At 68.4% G+C, this 15,184-nt stretch carries 16 protein-coding genes; 5 read left to right on the top strand and 11 right to left on the bottom strand.

Features of this window, described 5'->3' with window-relative positions:
* The first annotated feature begins 20 nt into the window (after positions 1-20).
* Positions 21-230 carry a hypothetical protein gene (locus HD600_RS08870; protein ID WP_144794793.1) on the top strand — a complete coding sequence of 70 codons (210 nt, stop codon included), beginning with the start codon at positions 21-23 and terminating at the stop codon, positions 228-230.
* A 51-nt stretch (positions 231-281) separates the two neighbouring features.
* Here the strand turns inward: HD600_RS08870 and HD600_RS08865 are convergent, their stop codons facing one another.
* The 4 genes from HD600_RS08865 to HD600_RS08850 all read right to left on the bottom strand — a co-directional run bounded on the left by HD600_RS08865 (position 282) and on the right by HD600_RS08850 (position 4,132).
* On the bottom strand, positions 282-1,037 hold the full coding sequence (locus HD600_RS08865; protein ID WP_184283068.1) for an ATP-binding cassette domain-containing protein: 756 nt from the start codon (positions 1,035-1,037) through the stop codon (positions 282-284).
* Complete coding sequence (locus HD600_RS08860) at positions 1,034-2,083, bottom strand: iron chelate uptake ABC transporter family permease subunit (RefSeq protein WP_338402195.1); 1,050 nt, start codon at positions 2,081-2,083, stop codon at positions 1,034-1,036. The genes HD600_RS08865 and HD600_RS08860 overlap by 4 nt, the downstream gene beginning before the upstream one ends.
* Complete coding sequence (locus tag HD600_RS08855) at positions 2,076-3,077, bottom strand: ABC transporter permease (protein WP_144794789.1); 1,002 nt, start codon at positions 3,075-3,077, stop codon at positions 2,076-2,078. Before HD600_RS08855 ends, HD600_RS08860 begins: the two co-directional genes overlap by 8 nt.
* 62 nt (positions 3,078-3,139) lie before the next feature.
* Positions 3,140-4,132, bottom strand: coding sequence for a siderophore ABC transporter substrate-binding protein (locus tag HD600_RS08850; protein WP_184283066.1), 993 nt, complete (start codon positions 4,130-4,132; stop codon positions 3,140-3,142).
* An 81-nt stretch (positions 4,133-4,213) separates the two neighbouring features.
* Between HD600_RS08850 and HD600_RS08845 the strand changes: the two genes are divergently transcribed.
* A complete protein-coding gene (locus HD600_RS08845) occupies positions 4,214-4,978 on the top strand; it encodes a siderophore-interacting protein (protein WP_184283064.1) in 765 nt (254 codons plus the stop codon).
* A gap of 22 nt (positions 4,979-5,000) precedes the next feature.
* Here HD600_RS08845 and HD600_RS08840 read toward each other — a convergent pair whose 3' ends face one another.
* Both HD600_RS08840 and HD600_RS08835 read right to left on the bottom strand, forming a co-directional pair.
* A complete protein-coding gene (locus tag HD600_RS08840; protein WP_184283063.1) occupies positions 5,001-6,473 on the bottom strand; it encodes an MFS transporter in 1,473 nt (490 codons plus the stop codon).
* 28 nt (positions 6,474-6,501) lie between these two features.
* Positions 6,502-7,845 (bottom strand): M20/M25/M40 family metallo-hydrolase, encoded by a 1,344-nt coding sequence (locus HD600_RS08835; protein WP_338402194.1) that lies wholly within the window; start codon positions 7,843-7,845, stop codon positions 6,502-6,504.
* Between the two features lie 108 nt (positions 7,846-7,953).
* Between HD600_RS08835 and HD600_RS08830 the strand changes: the two genes are divergently transcribed.
* Positions 7,954-8,970 carry an FUSC family protein gene (locus HD600_RS08830; protein WP_184283061.1) on the top strand — a complete coding sequence of 339 codons (1,017 nt, stop codon included), beginning with the start codon at positions 7,954-7,956 and terminating at the stop codon, positions 8,968-8,970.
* 32 nt (positions 8,971-9,002) lie between these two features.
* On the opposite strand, the gene HD600_RS08825 is transcribed toward HD600_RS08830, so the two are convergent.
* Entirely contained in the window at positions 9,003-9,962 is a 960-nt protein-coding gene (locus HD600_RS08825; RefSeq protein WP_184283059.1) for a LysR family transcriptional regulator, read from the bottom strand.
* A 71-nt stretch (positions 9,963-10,033) separates the two neighbouring features.
* Here HD600_RS08825 and HD600_RS08820 point away from each other — a divergent pair, with 71 nt between their 5' ends.
* Entirely contained in the window at positions 10,034-11,764 is a 1,731-nt protein-coding gene (locus HD600_RS08820; RefSeq protein WP_184283057.1) for an L-aspartate oxidase, read from the top strand.
* Between the two features lie 85 nt (positions 11,765-11,849).
* Here the strand turns inward: HD600_RS08820 and HD600_RS08815 are convergent, their stop codons facing one another.
* From HD600_RS08815 to HD600_RS08800, 4 genes are read right to left on the bottom strand one after another with little or no spacing between them, the layout of a single operon-like run.
* Complete coding sequence (locus tag HD600_RS08815; RefSeq protein ID WP_144794777.1) at positions 11,850-12,614, bottom strand: ABC transporter permease; 765 nt, start codon at positions 12,612-12,614, stop codon at positions 11,850-11,852.
* A 1-nt stretch (position 12,615) separates the two neighbouring features.
* Positions 12,616-13,371, bottom strand: coding sequence for an ABC transporter ATP-binding protein (locus HD600_RS08810; RefSeq protein ID WP_184283055.1), 756 nt, complete (start codon positions 13,369-13,371; stop codon positions 12,616-12,618).
* Positions 13,368-13,751, bottom strand: coding sequence for a DUF1048 domain-containing protein (locus HD600_RS08805; protein WP_184283053.1), 384 nt, complete (start codon positions 13,749-13,751; stop codon positions 13,368-13,370). The genes HD600_RS08810 and HD600_RS08805 overlap by 4 nt, the downstream gene beginning before the upstream one ends.
* Before the next feature lie 2 nt (positions 13,752-13,753).
* On the bottom strand, positions 13,754-14,101 hold the full coding sequence (locus HD600_RS08800) for a PadR family transcriptional regulator (protein WP_184283051.1): 348 nt from the start codon (positions 14,099-14,101) through the stop codon (positions 13,754-13,756).
* Between the two features lie 235 nt (positions 14,102-14,336).
* On the opposite strand from HD600_RS08800, the gene HD600_RS08795 reads away from it, so the two are divergent.
* Positions 14,337-15,161, top strand: coding sequence for an aggregation-promoting factor C-terminal-like domain-containing protein (locus tag HD600_RS08795; protein ID WP_184283049.1), 825 nt, complete (start codon positions 14,337-14,339; stop codon positions 15,159-15,161).
* Positions 15,162-15,184 lie beyond the last annotated feature (23 nt).

Here is a 15,184-nt window from a genome sequence, read left to right as displayed (position 1 = left end):
GCCACGGATAGGCTGACACCATGGCGGCGACGAAGAAGCAGCGGTGGACCTGGCTCGGCGGCACGGTCGTGCTGTTCATCCTCGGAGTGGTGATCGGCCTGATCCTGCAGAACGTCTGGCTCGGGCTCCTTCTCGCTCTCATCGTCTCGGTGGTGTGGCTGATCGCCGCGGAATCGCGCAAGGGCGGCAACGCCGGCGTCAACGACGAATCGCACGGCATCGAGGTCTGACCGGCGCCGCGGCCTCGTGGCCTCTGTCGGGCTCGCTGAGCGACGACCGGCTCAGTAGTAGACGGCGAGCGGTCCGCGCGGGCCGTCGACGACCTGCACCTCGGTGTCGAAGACATCCGTGAGCACGGCATCCGTCATGATCTCGTCCGGCGGGCCGAACCGGACCACACGGCCGTCCTTCACGGCGCAGATGTGATCGGCGTAGTGCCCGGCGAAGTTGATGTCGTGGAGGACGATGACGATCGTCTTCCCGAGCTCAGCCGCAGCGCGCCGCAGGTGCTGCATCATCTGCACGGAGTGGCGCATGTCGAGGTTGTTGAGCGGTTCGTCCAGCAGCACGTAGTCGGTGTCCTGGGCGAGCACCATGGCCACGTACGCGCGCTGACGCTGTCCGCCGGAGAGTTCGTCGAGGTATCGTCCCTCCAGTGCGGAGAGGCCGAGGAAGTCGATGGCCTCGCTGATCACTCGTTCATCCTCGACGTTCAGTCGTCCCTTCGAATACGGGAAGCGGCCGAAGCCGACGAGCTGCCGGACGGTGAGCCGCGTGATGAAGTGATTCTCCTGCCGCAGCACGGAGACGATCTTGGCGAGGTCCTTGGACGGCGTGCGCACCACGTCGTATCCGCCGATCTCGATGGTTCCCTCGTCGAGCCCGAGCAGGCGCCCGATCATGGTGAGCAGCGTCGACTTGCCCGCGCCGTTGGGGCCGACCAGGGCCGTGATGCCACCGGCGGGGATCTGCAGGTCGACGGGACCGATCGCGACCTCGTCGCTGTACTGCTTGCTGACGTTCGCGAGCTGGATCACAGCCTGCCCTTTCTGAGGATGACGATGAGGAAGAGCGTCCCGCCGACGAGCTCGATGATGATCGAGACGACGCCCTGCGCGTAGAACAGGTTCTTCATGACGAAGTAGGCCCCGGCGAGCACGACGAAGCCGGTCAAGACCGCGATCGGGAAGATGAGGCGGTGGTCGTAGGTGTCGGCGAACTGGTAGGCCAGCGTCGCCACGAGGAAGCCGAGGAACGTCATCGGTCCGACCAGAGCCGTCGAGACGGCCATGAGCACCGAGACGAGCACGAGCGTGCGGATCAGCTCGCGACGGTGGTGGATGCCGAGGCCGGCGGTGATGTCCTTGCCCATGGCGAGGACGTTGAGCCGGCGGGTGTTCGACCACAACAGGATGCCGGCGGTCAGCGCGAGCGGAATGGCGATGGGGAGCTGATCGGGATCGGCGTTGGACACGCTCCCGAACATCTGCGCCGTGAGCACGTCGAACTCACTCGGCGTCAGCAGCCGCTGCATGAAGGCGGAGACGGATCCGAGCCCGCCGCCGATGATGATCCCGATGAGCAGCATGACCTGCAGGTTCGCGTAGCGACCGGACAGCAACCAGCCGTACAGCAGGACGGACAGACCCACCATGATGACGATCTGCAGCACGAACTGCGCGTTGCCCTGCAGCGCCACGAGGCCGGCGATTCCGAAGAAGTACACACCTGCCGTCTGCACGGCCATGTAGAGGGCCTCGAAGCCCATGATCGACGGGGTGATGATCCGGTTCTCCGTGACCGTCTGGAAGCTCACCGTGGCGATCGCCTGGCAGAAGGCGACCAGCGCCATGACGACGATGCTCGTGCCGCGCATCTGCGCGATCCGCCAGAAGCCCTCGGAGCCGGCGGGCATCGGGTTGTCCCACGCGAGAAGCCCGACGGCGAAGCCGACGGCGAGCACGATGAGGATGCTGAGGACGACGATGTACTTCCGCCGCGCCGCCCGCGTCGGAAGGGCGCCCGCGCGCCGCTCCGACGCCGGACGGGCCGGCAGGCTGCGGCGTGTCTCCGACCTAAGCACGACGGCGCTGCTTCAACAGAAGGGCGATGAAGACCACGGCGCCGACGACGCCGAGGATGAGCGACACCGGCACCTCGAAGGGCATGATGATCGTGCGACCGATGATGTCGCAGACCGTGACGATCGCGATGCCCAGCAGGCACACCCACGGCAGGTTGCTGCGCAGGTCGTCGCCGCGGATCATCGAGACGATGTTGGGGACGATGAGCCCCAGGAAGGGGAGGTTCCCGACGATCACGGTGACCACACCGGTCGCGACCGCGATGAGGCCGGTGCCCAGCAGGACGACCCGGTGGTAGTTCAGGCCCACGTTCGTCGAGATCTCCTCACCGAGTCCGGCGACGGTGAACCGGTCGGCGACGATGAAGATGACCACGCCGACGATGGCGACGATCCACAGCGCCTCGTACTGTCCGCGCAGGACGGATGTGAAGCTGCCGGCGAACCAGACGCCGAGGCTCTGCAGCGTGTCGGTCTCCAGCGCGATGAACGTCGTGACGGAACCGACGACGGCGCCGAGCATGATGCCGACGATGGGCACGATCAGTGAGGACCGCAGCGACACGCGCCGCAGGAACAGGAAGAAGACCATGGTGCCGACGAATGCGGCGATGACCGCTCCGACCATCTTGGGAACGATGCCCGCTGTGGGGGCGAGGATCATCACCGCGAGCAGGCCGAGGCCCGCCCATTCCGTCGTCCCCGTCGTCGTCGGCTCGACGAAGCGGTTCTGCGTGAGCAGCTGCATGACGAGGCCCGACATGGCCATGGCCGCTCCGGCGAGCATGAGCGCGACGGTACGGGGGATGCGGGTGATGGCGAACATCTGCGCGCCGTCGTCGGCGCCGAAGACGTCGTAGACGCCGACGAACAGCGAGGCGACGAGCAGCAGCGCGACGACCGCGATGCCGATCAGCAGCGCGGGGTCGAACAGTCGCCCCCGGGTGCGAGGGGTGTCTGCGGCCGCGGGCAGCGGCGTACCGGTCCGGGTCATCTCACTCCGGTCGTTCCTTCCGAGCGACGGGACCGGCCGGATCGACCGGTCCCGTCAGGCCATCACTTGCGTGCGTCGAGTGCGTCGGCGAACGCGTTGAGGAACTCGGTGTAGGTCTGGATGCCCTCGTTCGTGTAGGTGTCCGCAGGCATGTAGACGATGTTCCCCTCGGCGATGGCGGTGACGTTCGCGAGGGCCTCGGAGTTCTCGAGGATGTCGGCGGCGGGTGCGTAGTTCGGGTCATCCGCACCGACGGCCGCGTCGCGGTCCATCACGAGGATCCAGTCCGGGTCGGAGTCGGCGATCGCCTCGACCGCGATGTCGTCTCCCTGGTGGTCGTCGCTGGCGTCGGCCACTTCGAGTGCGGGGGTGAGTCCTGCGAAGTCGAACACCGGGCCGAGCGTGCGACCGACGGTCGGCGCGATGTAGCCGATCTGTCCGCCCGACGTGGTGACGGCCATGACCGTCTCGCTGTCGTCGTAGGCGGCCTTCACCCGTGCGATGGCCTCGTCGAGCGCGTCGGTGAGCTCCTTCGCCTCGGCCTGCTTGCCGAAGATCTCGCCGAGAACCGTCGTCTGGCGCTTGAGCTCCTCATCGAAGGGCTCCCCGTCGCGGGGATCGAGTTCGAGCACGACGGCATCCGGCGCGTACGTGACGAAGTCGTCATGGAACTGCGCGAAGCGCTGGCCGTTGATGATGAGGTCGGGCTCGACGGCCACGATGGCCTCGAGGTTCGGTTCCCGGTGGCTGCCGAGGTCGATGATCGAGGAGTCCTCGGTGTAGGAGATCGTGTTGGGCATGAGGGCCACGGCGGCCGCCGAGAGCTCGATGCCCCAGGAGTCGAGCGTCTCGAAGGTGCGGTTGTCCGTCGCGACGACCGAAGTGAGCGGCAGGTCGATCGTGTGCTCGCCGTTGTTGTCCTCGATCGTGACCGTGTCCCGTGCGGCGGAGGTCGGCTGTTCCTGCTCTGCGGCGGGAGTCGACGCACATCCTGCGACGGCGAGAGCGGAGACGAGGACGGCGGATGCTGCGGCCAGCGAACGGCGCGATGACATGGGTGGCTCCTTGGATGATGAATGGCGACCGATTTAGGTTAGGCAACCCTGAGTACGCCGCAGTCAGGCTAACCTAAGTTCATGACCGATCCGAAATCCTCCTTCGCCCTGGAGCGTCGTCGCCTCGATCTCCAGTTCCGCGTCGTGACGCTCACGGCGCGGGAGCAGCTCGCGCCCGACTACGTACGCGTCCGACTCGAGGGCGACGACCTCTACGGCTTCACCTCACTCGGCAGTGACGACCACATGCGGCTGTTCTTCCCTGATGAGATGCCGGAAACGATCGAGGAGCTCCGTGCGGCACCGAGCCGCGAGTACACGCCCCTCGTGTGGGGCGAGAACTGGCTGGAGGTCGAATTCGCGATCCATGGTGACGAGGGCGTGGCAGCGCGGTGGGCGGCGACAGCGCCCATCGGGGCGCAGATCGGCGTCGGTGGCCCCCGCGGCTCCGCCGTGCTGACCGGCACACCGGGCTCCTGGTTCCTCGCGGGCGATGAGACGGCGATTCCGGCGATCCGCCGCTTCTCGGCGCTCATGGGTGATCAGCCGGCGCGCATCGCGGTCGAGGTGCGCGGCTCGGACGATGAGGTCGCGATCGAGGCTCCGGTGAAGGTGGAGTGGCTGCATCGCGGCGATGCCCCGGCGGGATCCGCCCTGATCGCGTTCCTCGATCGGCTCGACGCATCGGATGCCGTGGGTGCCGACCCCTTCGTGTTCATCGCCGCCGAGCAGTCCGTCGTCTCCCCCGGCCGTGCACTGCTCGCTCGATGGGGCATCCCGACCGATCGCGCCGTCGTGAAGGGCTACTGGAAGCGCGGCACGGCCGAGTACCACGCCCCGCACTGACCTCGCGCCCTGAGGCCGGCCCTCACACCGACGGAGCAGGGTGCGCGATCGCGGCATCGACGCGATCGGTGAACGCCTGCGACGGGACGAACAGCAAGAGCACAGCGGCCGCGAGCGCCGTTGCGCCGCAGACGACCCACACCGTCATGTAGCCCTCCAGCGACCCCGCAGTGCTATCGGTCGCACCGGCGCTCGACGCGACCCCCTGCAACAGGGCGATGCCGAACACGCACGAGGCGATCGCGCCTCCCACGGTCTTGACCGAGTTCGTCAGGCCGGTCGCGACGCCGGTCTGCGTCTCTGGTGCGGCGGATGCCGCTGCCGCAGGGAGCGCGGCAACGAGCGCGCCGGATCCGACGCCGACGATCACCATGTTCACGACCACCTGCAGGTACGACCCGTGCAGCGGGAGGAACAGCAGGAACCCGAGCGCGACCAGGCCTGACGCTCCGATGAGGGTGAGCCGCGGTGTCGTCAAGCGCGAGATCACGGGGAACAGCAGCGCGCCGACGATCATGCCGATCAGGTAAATGCCGATGATGAGCGACGTGGCGAACCCCGTGGTGCCGAGTCCGTAGCCGTACACGTCGGGATCTGTGCGGGCGAAGGTCGACAGCGGCGCCTGCGCACCGAGCACGCTGACCCCGAACAGCCCGGCGGTGAGGAACACCGGCCCCAGTGCGGGCGAACGGAACATCCGCACGTCGATCAGCGGGTCGTCGTGACGCAGTTCCCACATGACGAACGGCACGATCAGCACGAGCCCGAGCACGACGACGGCCCACGACCACGGGTTGACCAGCCCGCCCTCGAGGCGCAGAAGGCTGAGGCCACCGGTGAAGCAGATCAGCGCCACCGAGATGAGCGAGAGACCCCCGATGTCGAGGAGACCGCCGGTGGAGTCCGGGGACTCCTTCACCCCGAACAGGATGACGAAGAAGCACACGACGATCAGCAGTGCAGGCACCAGCAGCACGACCGTCAGCGGCAGTGCGTCGACGAGCGCCCCGCCGGCGAGCGCACCGACGATCGCGCCCGTCTCGAGCGCGGCGACGAGGAGGCCGGCCGCACGAGCGGTGATGATCGACCGCCCCTCCATCCGACGCGAGCGCGACCAGATGAGGGCGATCTCGAGCGGCAGCCAGACGACGTAGAAGCCCATCAGCGTCCACGCGACGAGGAACACCCAGAACGAGTCCGTGAACGGCAGGGCGAGTGCCGCGGCTGCGGTGAGCGCGGTGGAGATCAGGAGCATCCGCTTGTGGCCGACCATGTCGCCGAGCTTCGCGAACGCCGGCACGACGAGCGCGGACAGCATGAGCTGCGTCCCCTCGAACCAGTTCACGTCGGCGTCGTGGATCTGCAGGTGGCGCGCGATGTCGGAGAGCATCGGCGTGTAGTACCCCTGCAGCACGCCGCTGGTGAACTCGACGAACGCGAGGAAGCCGACGACGGCGGCGAGCGCGCCGAGGGTCGCGGTGCGGGTACGGGGCATCATCGCTCCATTCGGGTCGGTGGGTCGATCACGACGCATGGGTGAGGCGCTGCAGCAACGATCGGTGGAACTTCTCGCCTCGCTCGAGCGTCGCGATCTCGACGCTCTCGTCGACGCCGTGGATCGCCGCGCGCTGAGCATTGGACATCTCGAGCGGTGCGAAGCGGTACACCGCCGGGGTGAACCGGTGGAAGTGGCGCGAGTCCGTCGCCGCCATCATCACGTACGGGACGGGCCGCACACCGGGGAACGCGGCCTCGAGTGCCTCGCCGATCAGCGCGAACTGCGCGTTGTCGGTGGGAGACTCCGGAGACGGATCGATGCCCTCGACCACTTCGAGGGAGACGAGCGGATCACGAATGCGGCGACGTACGCGCGCCACTGCCGAATCGACGCTCTCTCCCAGCGCGATGCGCAGATTGATCGTGGCGGATGCCTGGGAGGGGATGACGTTCGCCGCCGTCCCGCCGGACTGCATCGTCGGCGCCACCGTGGTGCGGACCATCGCCGCAGACTCCCCGCCCAGCACCGCGAACACTCTGGCAGTGAGCGGTGGCACGGCGGCGAGCAGTCTCAGCAGAAACCGCGAGGCTCCGGTCGCCTGCGCGGAGAACTGCGACAGCATCCGCGAGATCGCCCTCGGTGTGCGAGGCCGGAACGTCGTCGGCCCCAGCCGCTCGACCGCCCGTGCGATCCTGCGCACGGCTGTGAGCGTCGGCGGCGCGGAGGCATGACCGCCGTCGCCGCGCGCCGTGAGCTTGAGAGTCAGCACGCCCTTCTCGCCGACGCCGATCATCGCCGCTCTGCCCTGGACGAACGACAGCGGCGCGTCCACGACCGCCCCACCCTCGTCGATGACCATCCACGGCACGACCCCGCGCTGCTGGAGGGACTGCGCGATCTCGGCAGCGGCGGCGCCGAACGTCTCCTCGTTGCCGCCGAACGACAGGTAGACGTCGCGCGCCGGCGTGAAGCCCTCGGCGAGGAGGTTCTCCACCGCCTCGAGTATGACGATCAGCGGGCCCTTGTCGTCGAGGGCACCGCGCCCGTGGACCCGTCCGTCGGCGATCACCCCGGCGAACGGCGGATGCGTCCATGCGTCGGACTCGTCGACGGGGACGACGTCGTAGTGCGCCATGAGCACGAGGGGCGCGGAATCGGAACGTCCGCGCCAGTGGAACAGCAGGCCGAAGTCGGTGTGGCGCTCCAGCGTCAGTCGCGTGTGCGTGAGCGGATACAACTCGGCGATGAGCGCGACGAACTCGTCGAACGGTGCCATGCCGCGCTCGTCGACCTCGGCCGACACGGTCGGCAACCGGATCATGCGGGACAGCCTCTCGGCGATGCCAGGCCTGGCCGTCTCAGTACTCACGGGCTCATGCTATTCCAGCCGCGCACTCCACCCTGCCCTCCGCCGCGGAAGCCGACGCGGATCGTCGAGGCGGCGGAGACCGCACCGCGCGAAAGGGAGAATGGGCAGGTGAGCCTGTTCGCCTTCGCCCCGTCCCGCGGCCCCCGCTGGCAACTGGGCGTGCAGGCCGCGATCGGCATGGCCGTCCCGATCGCCGTCATGACGCTGATCGGCCAGCCGACGCTCGGCTTCATCGCCGGGTCGGGCGCCTTCACCGTCCTGTTCGCCGGAGCCGCCCCTGTCGTCGAACGCGCGAGGGTCCTCCCGCTGGTCGGGGCGGGGCTGCTCATCTGCGCGACGCTGGGTGCACTCGCCGGGGCGAACCTGTGGCTGACCAGCATCGGCATCATCGGGGTCGCGACCGCGACGGCCGCGCTCGCCTTCGGGTTCCGCCTCGGTCCGCCTGGGCCCCTGTTCTTCGTGCTCGTCTTCGGACTGTCCGGGCAGATCGTCGGCCAGGGAGTCATCGCTCCCCTCGGCTACGTGTCGGCGATCGCCGCCGGATGCCTGTTCTCCTACCTCGTCGCGCTCTCGCCGTTGGCGATCAGGCGCGTCCGCGCGCGGGAGCCGCGGCCGCTGCGGGAGATTCTTCCCGGCCCCTCATTCGACGACGCTTCCCGCCTGCTGCTTCTGCGGGTCATCATTGTCGCCGTTCTCGGCGTGCTGATCGGAGTGATCGTCGACCCGCACCGCAGCTACTGGATCGTCGGGGCGGCCGTCGCCGTGATCGGCGTCGCCGCGGATCGCCGGGCCGCGTTCCAACGCGGACTGCACCGGATGCTGGGAACGGTCGTCGGCGTCGGCGTGTACGCGCTGCTCGTGCTCCTCCACCCGTCGGGTCTCTGGATCGCTCTGCTGCTGGGCGTCATGCAGTTCTCGATCGAGCTGGTCGTGGTGCGCCACTACGCGATCGCACTGATGATCATCACGCCGCTCGTCCTGCTGCTCACCGGCGCCGCCACCGGACAGATCGGGGCGATGGACGTCGCCCTGGAGCGGGTCGTGGACACCGTCGTCGGCGCTGCGCTCGGCGCCGCATCCGGGGTGCTGCACCCGCGAGCGAGTGCCGGCTCGCAGAGGAACTGACGCAGTCTCGAATCCTGCGGGCCCGACCGGGGTCACGGAGCGGGCGGGGAGATGACCGCCTGCTCATCCACGAGATGCAGGGTCTCCGGCGAGCGCGCAGCGAGCTCACGCGCGGTCCGCGCGATCACCGTGCGCATGGCCGCCGCCGCACGCGTGGGGTTCACGTCGTTGCGGTGGGCGATCACGATCGTCCGCTCCAGCTGCGGGTCCGTGAGGCGGGTGGCACGGAGCGACGGGCGGTCGACGGGCACGGTTGCGGGGACGACCGCGACACCGATCCCCCGTTCCACGAATCGCAGCACGGCATCCATCTCGGCCCCCTCGACCACAGGAGAGGGTGTCAGGCCCGCCGCGCGGAAGGCGGCATCGGTCGCATCACGCAGGTCGTAGCTCTCAGCGAGCGCGACGAGGGGCAACCCGGCGAGGCCGCGCAGATCGATCGTCGGCGTGACGATCATCGGCTCGGCCGCGGAGGAGACGACGACGAGCTCCTCGGTCAGCAGCGCGGTGCGAGAGAGCGCTGTGCCGGTGACGGGACGCGAATCAGTCATCGTGACCAGCGCCATGTCGACCGTCCCCGCGGCGAGCTGCTCGATCAGCAGATTCGAGCCGCCCTCGACGAGCTGCAGCTCGACACCCGGGTAGACGGAGCGGAACGACCGCAGCACCTCGGCGACGAGGCTGATGCACAACGTCGGGGTCGCCCCGAGCCTGACCCGCCCGCGCTGCAGCCCGGCGAGCTCTGCCATCTCGGTCCTGATCGCCTCGGCATCCGTCAGCATGCGCCGCGCCCGCGGGAGTAAGGTCTCGCCCGCCGCCGTGAGGGTGATGTTGCCGCGGGCACGGTGGAACAGTTCTGCGCCCAGCTCCTGCTCGAGCGTCGAGATCTGGCGACTCAGTGATGGCTGCGCAAGATGAAGGGTCTCCGACGCGCGGGTGAAGTGCCCGAGCTCCGCGACGGCGACGAATCCCCGCAATTGCTCCAGGTTCATGCGATGAGTCTATCGTGACCACACTCACAATGCATTGGAGTAATCACGAACTCGCTCGTAGCGTGGACCGCATGACTGCTCGCGAACGCCAGATCTCCACGACCGTCCTCGTCATCGGAACGGGTGGCTCCGGCCTGCGCGCGGCGATCGAGGTCGCCGAGCACGGCGTCGACGTGCTCGCCGTCGGCAAGCGACCGCGCAACGATGCGCACACCTCGTTGGCCGCAGGAGGCATCAACGCGGCGCTCGGGACCATGGACGTCGATGACACGTGGCAGCAGCACGCCGCCGACACGATCAAGGAGAGTTACTTCCTCGCCAACCCGCACACGGTCGAGGTCGTCACCCGGGGTGCGGAACGCGGCATCCGTGATCTCGAACGCTGGGGCATGGACTTCGCACGCGAGGACGACGGACGCATCTCGCAGCGCTTCTTCGGAGCGCACACCTTCCGCCGCACCGCCTTCGCCGGCGACTACACGGGACTCGAGATCCAGCGCACCCTCGTGCAACGGGCCGAACAACTGGACGTGCCCATCCTCGACGGCGTCTACATCACGCGCCTCCTCGTGCGCGACAACGTCGTCTTCGGCGCGTACGGCTTCGACCAGGCCGACGGCACCCGGTACCTGATCCATGCGGATGCCGTCATCCTCGCCGCCGGCGGGCACAACCGCATCTGGCGCCGCACCTCATCGCGCCGCGACGAGAACACCGGCGACTCGTTCCGCCTCGCCGTCGACGCCGGCGCCCGCCTGCGCGACCCCGAGCTCGTGCAGTTCCACCCCTCCGGGATCATCGAACCCGAGAATGCGGCCGGAACCCTCATCTCCGAAGCGGCGCGCGGCGAGGGCGGCATCCTGCGCAACGCCCTCGGCGAGCGCTTCATGGCGAAGTACGACCCTGAGCGGATGGAGCTGTCCACCCGCGACCGCGTCGCGCTGGCCGCGTACACGGAGATCGCCGAGGGCCGCGGCACGGAGAACGGCGGAGTGTGGCTCGACGTCTCTCATCTGCCGCGCGAGACGATCATGACCCGCCTGCCGCGCGTCTACCAGACCATGATGGAGCTGCAGATGCGCGACATCACCACGGACCCGATCGAGATCGCCCCGACAGCGCACTACTCCATGGGCGGCGTCTGGGTGCGGCCGGAAGACCACGGCACCGATGTCGACGGACTCTACGCGATCGGCGAGGCCTCCAGCGGGCTGCACGGCGCGAACCGCCTCGGCGGCAACTCCCTCATCGAGCTGCTCGTGTACGGGCGGATCGTCGGACAGGCGGCGATGGCCTACGCCGGGGCCCGCGACGCGCAGCATCGATCGGCGGATGCCGTGACCGCCGCCCGCGCCGAGATCGACGACCTCCTCAACGCAGACGGGCGTGAGAACGTGCGTGCACTGCAGCGCAGCATCCGCGACACGATGACCGCGCACGCCGGCGTCGTCCGGTCCGAGGAGGGCCTTCGTGCCGGACTCGAGGAGCTCGCGTCGATCGAGGACCGGATGACCGACGTCGGCATCCACCCCGACATCGCCGGCTTCCAGGATCTCGCGCACGCGTTCGACCTCAAAGCGTCCGCCCTCGCCGCTCGCGCCACTCTCGAGGCCGCGCGGGAGCGTCGCGAGACCCGCGGATGCCACAACCGAAGCGACTTTCCGCATGAGGACCCCACCCTCCGCGTCAACCTCGTGTGGTCGCCGGCCACAGGGGTGACGCGGGAGGAGATCCCGCCGGTGCCCGACGAGATCTCCGCACTCATCCGCGACGTCTCCAGCGACGGCAAGCTCGTCGAGTAGGACGCTCCCCCAGCCGGTATGGATGCCGTCGGTCATCCGGTCGCAGAACCGTCAGCATCCATCCGGCCCGCGCGTCCGGGTGACGCTATCGGAGGCGGCGGCGATACACCACGACGGCGGCACCGTACGCCACGACGAGGATGCCGACGAGCCAGGCCAGCGCGATCCAGATGTCGCCGCCGACCGGGTGGCCGGCGAACAGCGACCGGAGGGTGTCGACGATCGAGGTGACCGGCTGGTGCTCGGCGAACCAGGCCACCGGCGCCGGCATCGACGCGGTCGGCACGAACGCCGAGCTCACGAAGGGCAGGAAGATGAGCGGATAGCTGAACGCGCTCGCGCCGTCGACGGTCTTCGCCGACAGTCCGGCGATGATCGCCAGCCAGGTCAGCGCAAGAATGAACAGCAGCAGGATGCCGGCGGCCGCGAGCCACGCTCCGAACGAGGCGCCCGTGCGGAATCCCATCGCGAACGCGACCGCGGTGACGATCGCCACGGAGAGGATGTTCGCCACGGCGGACGTGAGCACGTGCGCCCACAGCACGCTGGAGCGGGCGATCGGCATCGACTGGAATCGTTCGAAGATCCCGCCCTGCATGTCGAGGAAGAGTCGGTACGACGTATAGGAGATGCCCGATGCGATCGTGATGAGCAGGATGCCGGGGAGCATGTAGTCGATGTACGACCCTGCACCGCCGGTGTCGATGGCCCCGCCGAACACCCAGACGAACAGCATGAGCAGGGCGATCGGGGTGATGGCGGTGGTGATGATCGTGTCGGGGCTGCGAAGGATGTGACGCAGCGAACGCCCGGTGAGGACCCGGGTGTCGCCGAGGACGTGACCGGACATGTCAGTTCCCTTCTGCGGGTCTCGGGCCGACGAGGGCGAGGAAGACGTCCTCGAGGCTGGGCTGCTTCTCGACGTACTCGACCTCTGCCGCCGGCAGGAGTCTCTTGAGCTCGTCGAGTGTGCCGTTCTGGATGATCGTCCCCTCGTGGAGGATGGCGATCCGGTCGGCCAGTTGCTCGGCCTCGTCGAGGTATTGGGTCGTCAGCAGGACGGTGGTGCCGGCATCCGCCAGCGCACGAACGGTCTGCCAGACCTCGATGCGTGACTGCGGGTCCAGCCCCGTGGTCGGTTCGTCCAGGAACACCACCTGGGGATGCCCCACGAGGCTCATCGCGATGTCCAGGCGACGCCGCATGCCCCCGGAGTAGGTGCCCGCTCGGCGACCACCCGCCTCGGTCAGCGAGAACCGTTCGAGCAGTTCGTCGGCGACACCAGCAGGGCCGGAGACGTGCCGCAGCCTCCCGACGAGGATGAGGTTCTCCCGCCCGGTGAGCACCTCGTCGACGGCGGCGAACTGTCCTGTGAGGCTGATCGACTCGCGCACGTCCGCCGCCGAGGTGACCACGTCGTGGCCGTTGATGACGGCGGTTCCGGCGTCCGCGTTCAGGAGGGTCGAGAGGATGCGGATGAGCGTCGTCTTTCCTGCGCCGTTCGATCCGAGCAACGCGAAGATCGTGCCGCGCTCGACATGGAGGTCGACACCTTTCAGAACGTCGAGGCCGTGGAAGGACTTCGTGATCCCGCTGGTGGAGATCATGATCGCTCCTCCTCCGGCGGCTCTCCCTCGACGGCCGCATCGACGGCATCCGCGAGGCGTCTGCGCTGTTTGTCCGCCCAGTGCCTGCCGGAGTACGCCTGGGCGAAGGTGTCGGCGAACTCGGACGGCTCCTCCCCCACGATGTCGCGCACCGGAGTGCCGTCGGCCGCCGCCTGTTCCCAGAGGTCGGCGAGATCGGCGAACATCGTGACCATCGTGTCGCCGTCGACGATGCCGCCGGAGGCGAGGAGGTAGCGGTGCAGCGCCTTGGCGGTGCTGCGGTACGGTTCGGGCAGTCCGTCGATGCGCGCGACGCTCTGCCGATATTGCTTCTTCTGTTCGAGCGATCCGGTGAGCGCTTCGATCCACTTCGCAGCCATGGTCATTCTCCTTCGTCGTCGCGGGAATCGGGTCGGTGGAGATGTTCGATGCGCTCGGCGAGGAAGCTCCACGTCTTCCAGAAATCGCCGAGCTGGGTGCGGCCCTTGGCGGACAGCGAGTACACCTTGCGCGGTGGCCCCTTCGCCGATGGCACCTTCTTCACATCGACGAAGCCGCGCTGCTCGATGCGGACGAGCAACGCGTACACCGTGCCCTCGACGAGATCGGTGAACCCTTCGTCGCGCAGTCGGGACGTGATCTCGTATCCGTACGCAGGGCGCTCGGCGAGGATCGCGAGCACGATGCCCTCGAGTGTGCCCTTGAGCATCTCGGTCATCTGACTTGCCATCGGCGCCCTCTTCTACTCAGTGTCATTGACTACCGGTAGACGGTAACACTGAGTAGCAGTACTTGGCAATACCGAGTACTGCTCCTCAGCGGGCGCCGTTCACACGAGGCATCCAGGCGCCACGGAGGTGCCGCCCAGCAAGCATGATGCAGAATCGTTACCTTGTGCGCTCGACCCGAAGGTGCACGTGCCGCCCCGAAGCGGCCCCGCTACGTCAAAGGATCATCACTTCCCCATGCCCGAAACCCGATTGATTTCACCCACCCGCCGCCGTGCCATCGCGCTCACGCTCGCCGCTGGAGCTGCGCTCGGGCTGCTCGCCACCGCCGGCCTCACGACTGCGGCCCCCGCCGCCGCTGACGTCTCCGGCCGCGCCGTGGCGATCGATCGCGCCGACCTGCGCGCCGAGCTCGCGACCACTGCCACCGCCGTCGAGGACGGTCGCGCCGTCGTCGCCGAGGCCGCGAAGGCCGTCACCGAGATCAAGGACTCCGGCTACGACCTCGGCGAGGTCTCCATCGACACCGTCGGCCTCGCATCGGCGCTGAACGCGCTCTCCGCGGAGGACGCCGTCGGCGCCACGCGCGCCACCCTCACCGCGAACGCGATCGTCGAGACGGAGATCGTCGAGGCGGCGACGGAGTCCCTGCGCGGACGCCTGGACGCCGCAGTCGCTCAGAAGGAAGCCGAGGAGGCCGAGAAGGCGGCAGCCGCAGAGGCCGCTGCCGAAGCCGCCGCCCTCGCGAGCGCGAACACCCCGGACGGCGCGCGAGCCGTCGCCGCGCAGATCGCCGCGAGCGACTACGGCTGGGGCGCCGACCAGTTCTCCTGCCTCGACTCTCTGTGGATGAAGGAGTCCGGCTGGAACTACCAGGCCTACAACCCCTCCGGCGCAACGGGCATCCCGCAGGCTCTGCCCGGCGACAAGATGGCGACGTTCGGCTCCGACTGGGCCACCAACGCCACCACGCAGATCCGCTGGGGCCTCGACTACATCTCGCAGGTCTACGGCGCACCGTGCGCCGCGTGGGGTCACTCGCAGTCCGTGAACTGGTATTGATCTCTCGGCCGCGGCCGCGCCTC

The sequence above is a fragment of the Microbacterium ginsengiterrae genome, from assembly GCF_014205075.1.
In the GTDB taxonomy this organism is placed as follows: Bacteria; Actinomycetota; Actinomycetes; order Actinomycetales; family Microbacteriaceae; genus Microbacterium; species Microbacterium ginsengiterrae.
This window is presented reverse-complemented; position numbering and strand designations above follow the sequence as displayed.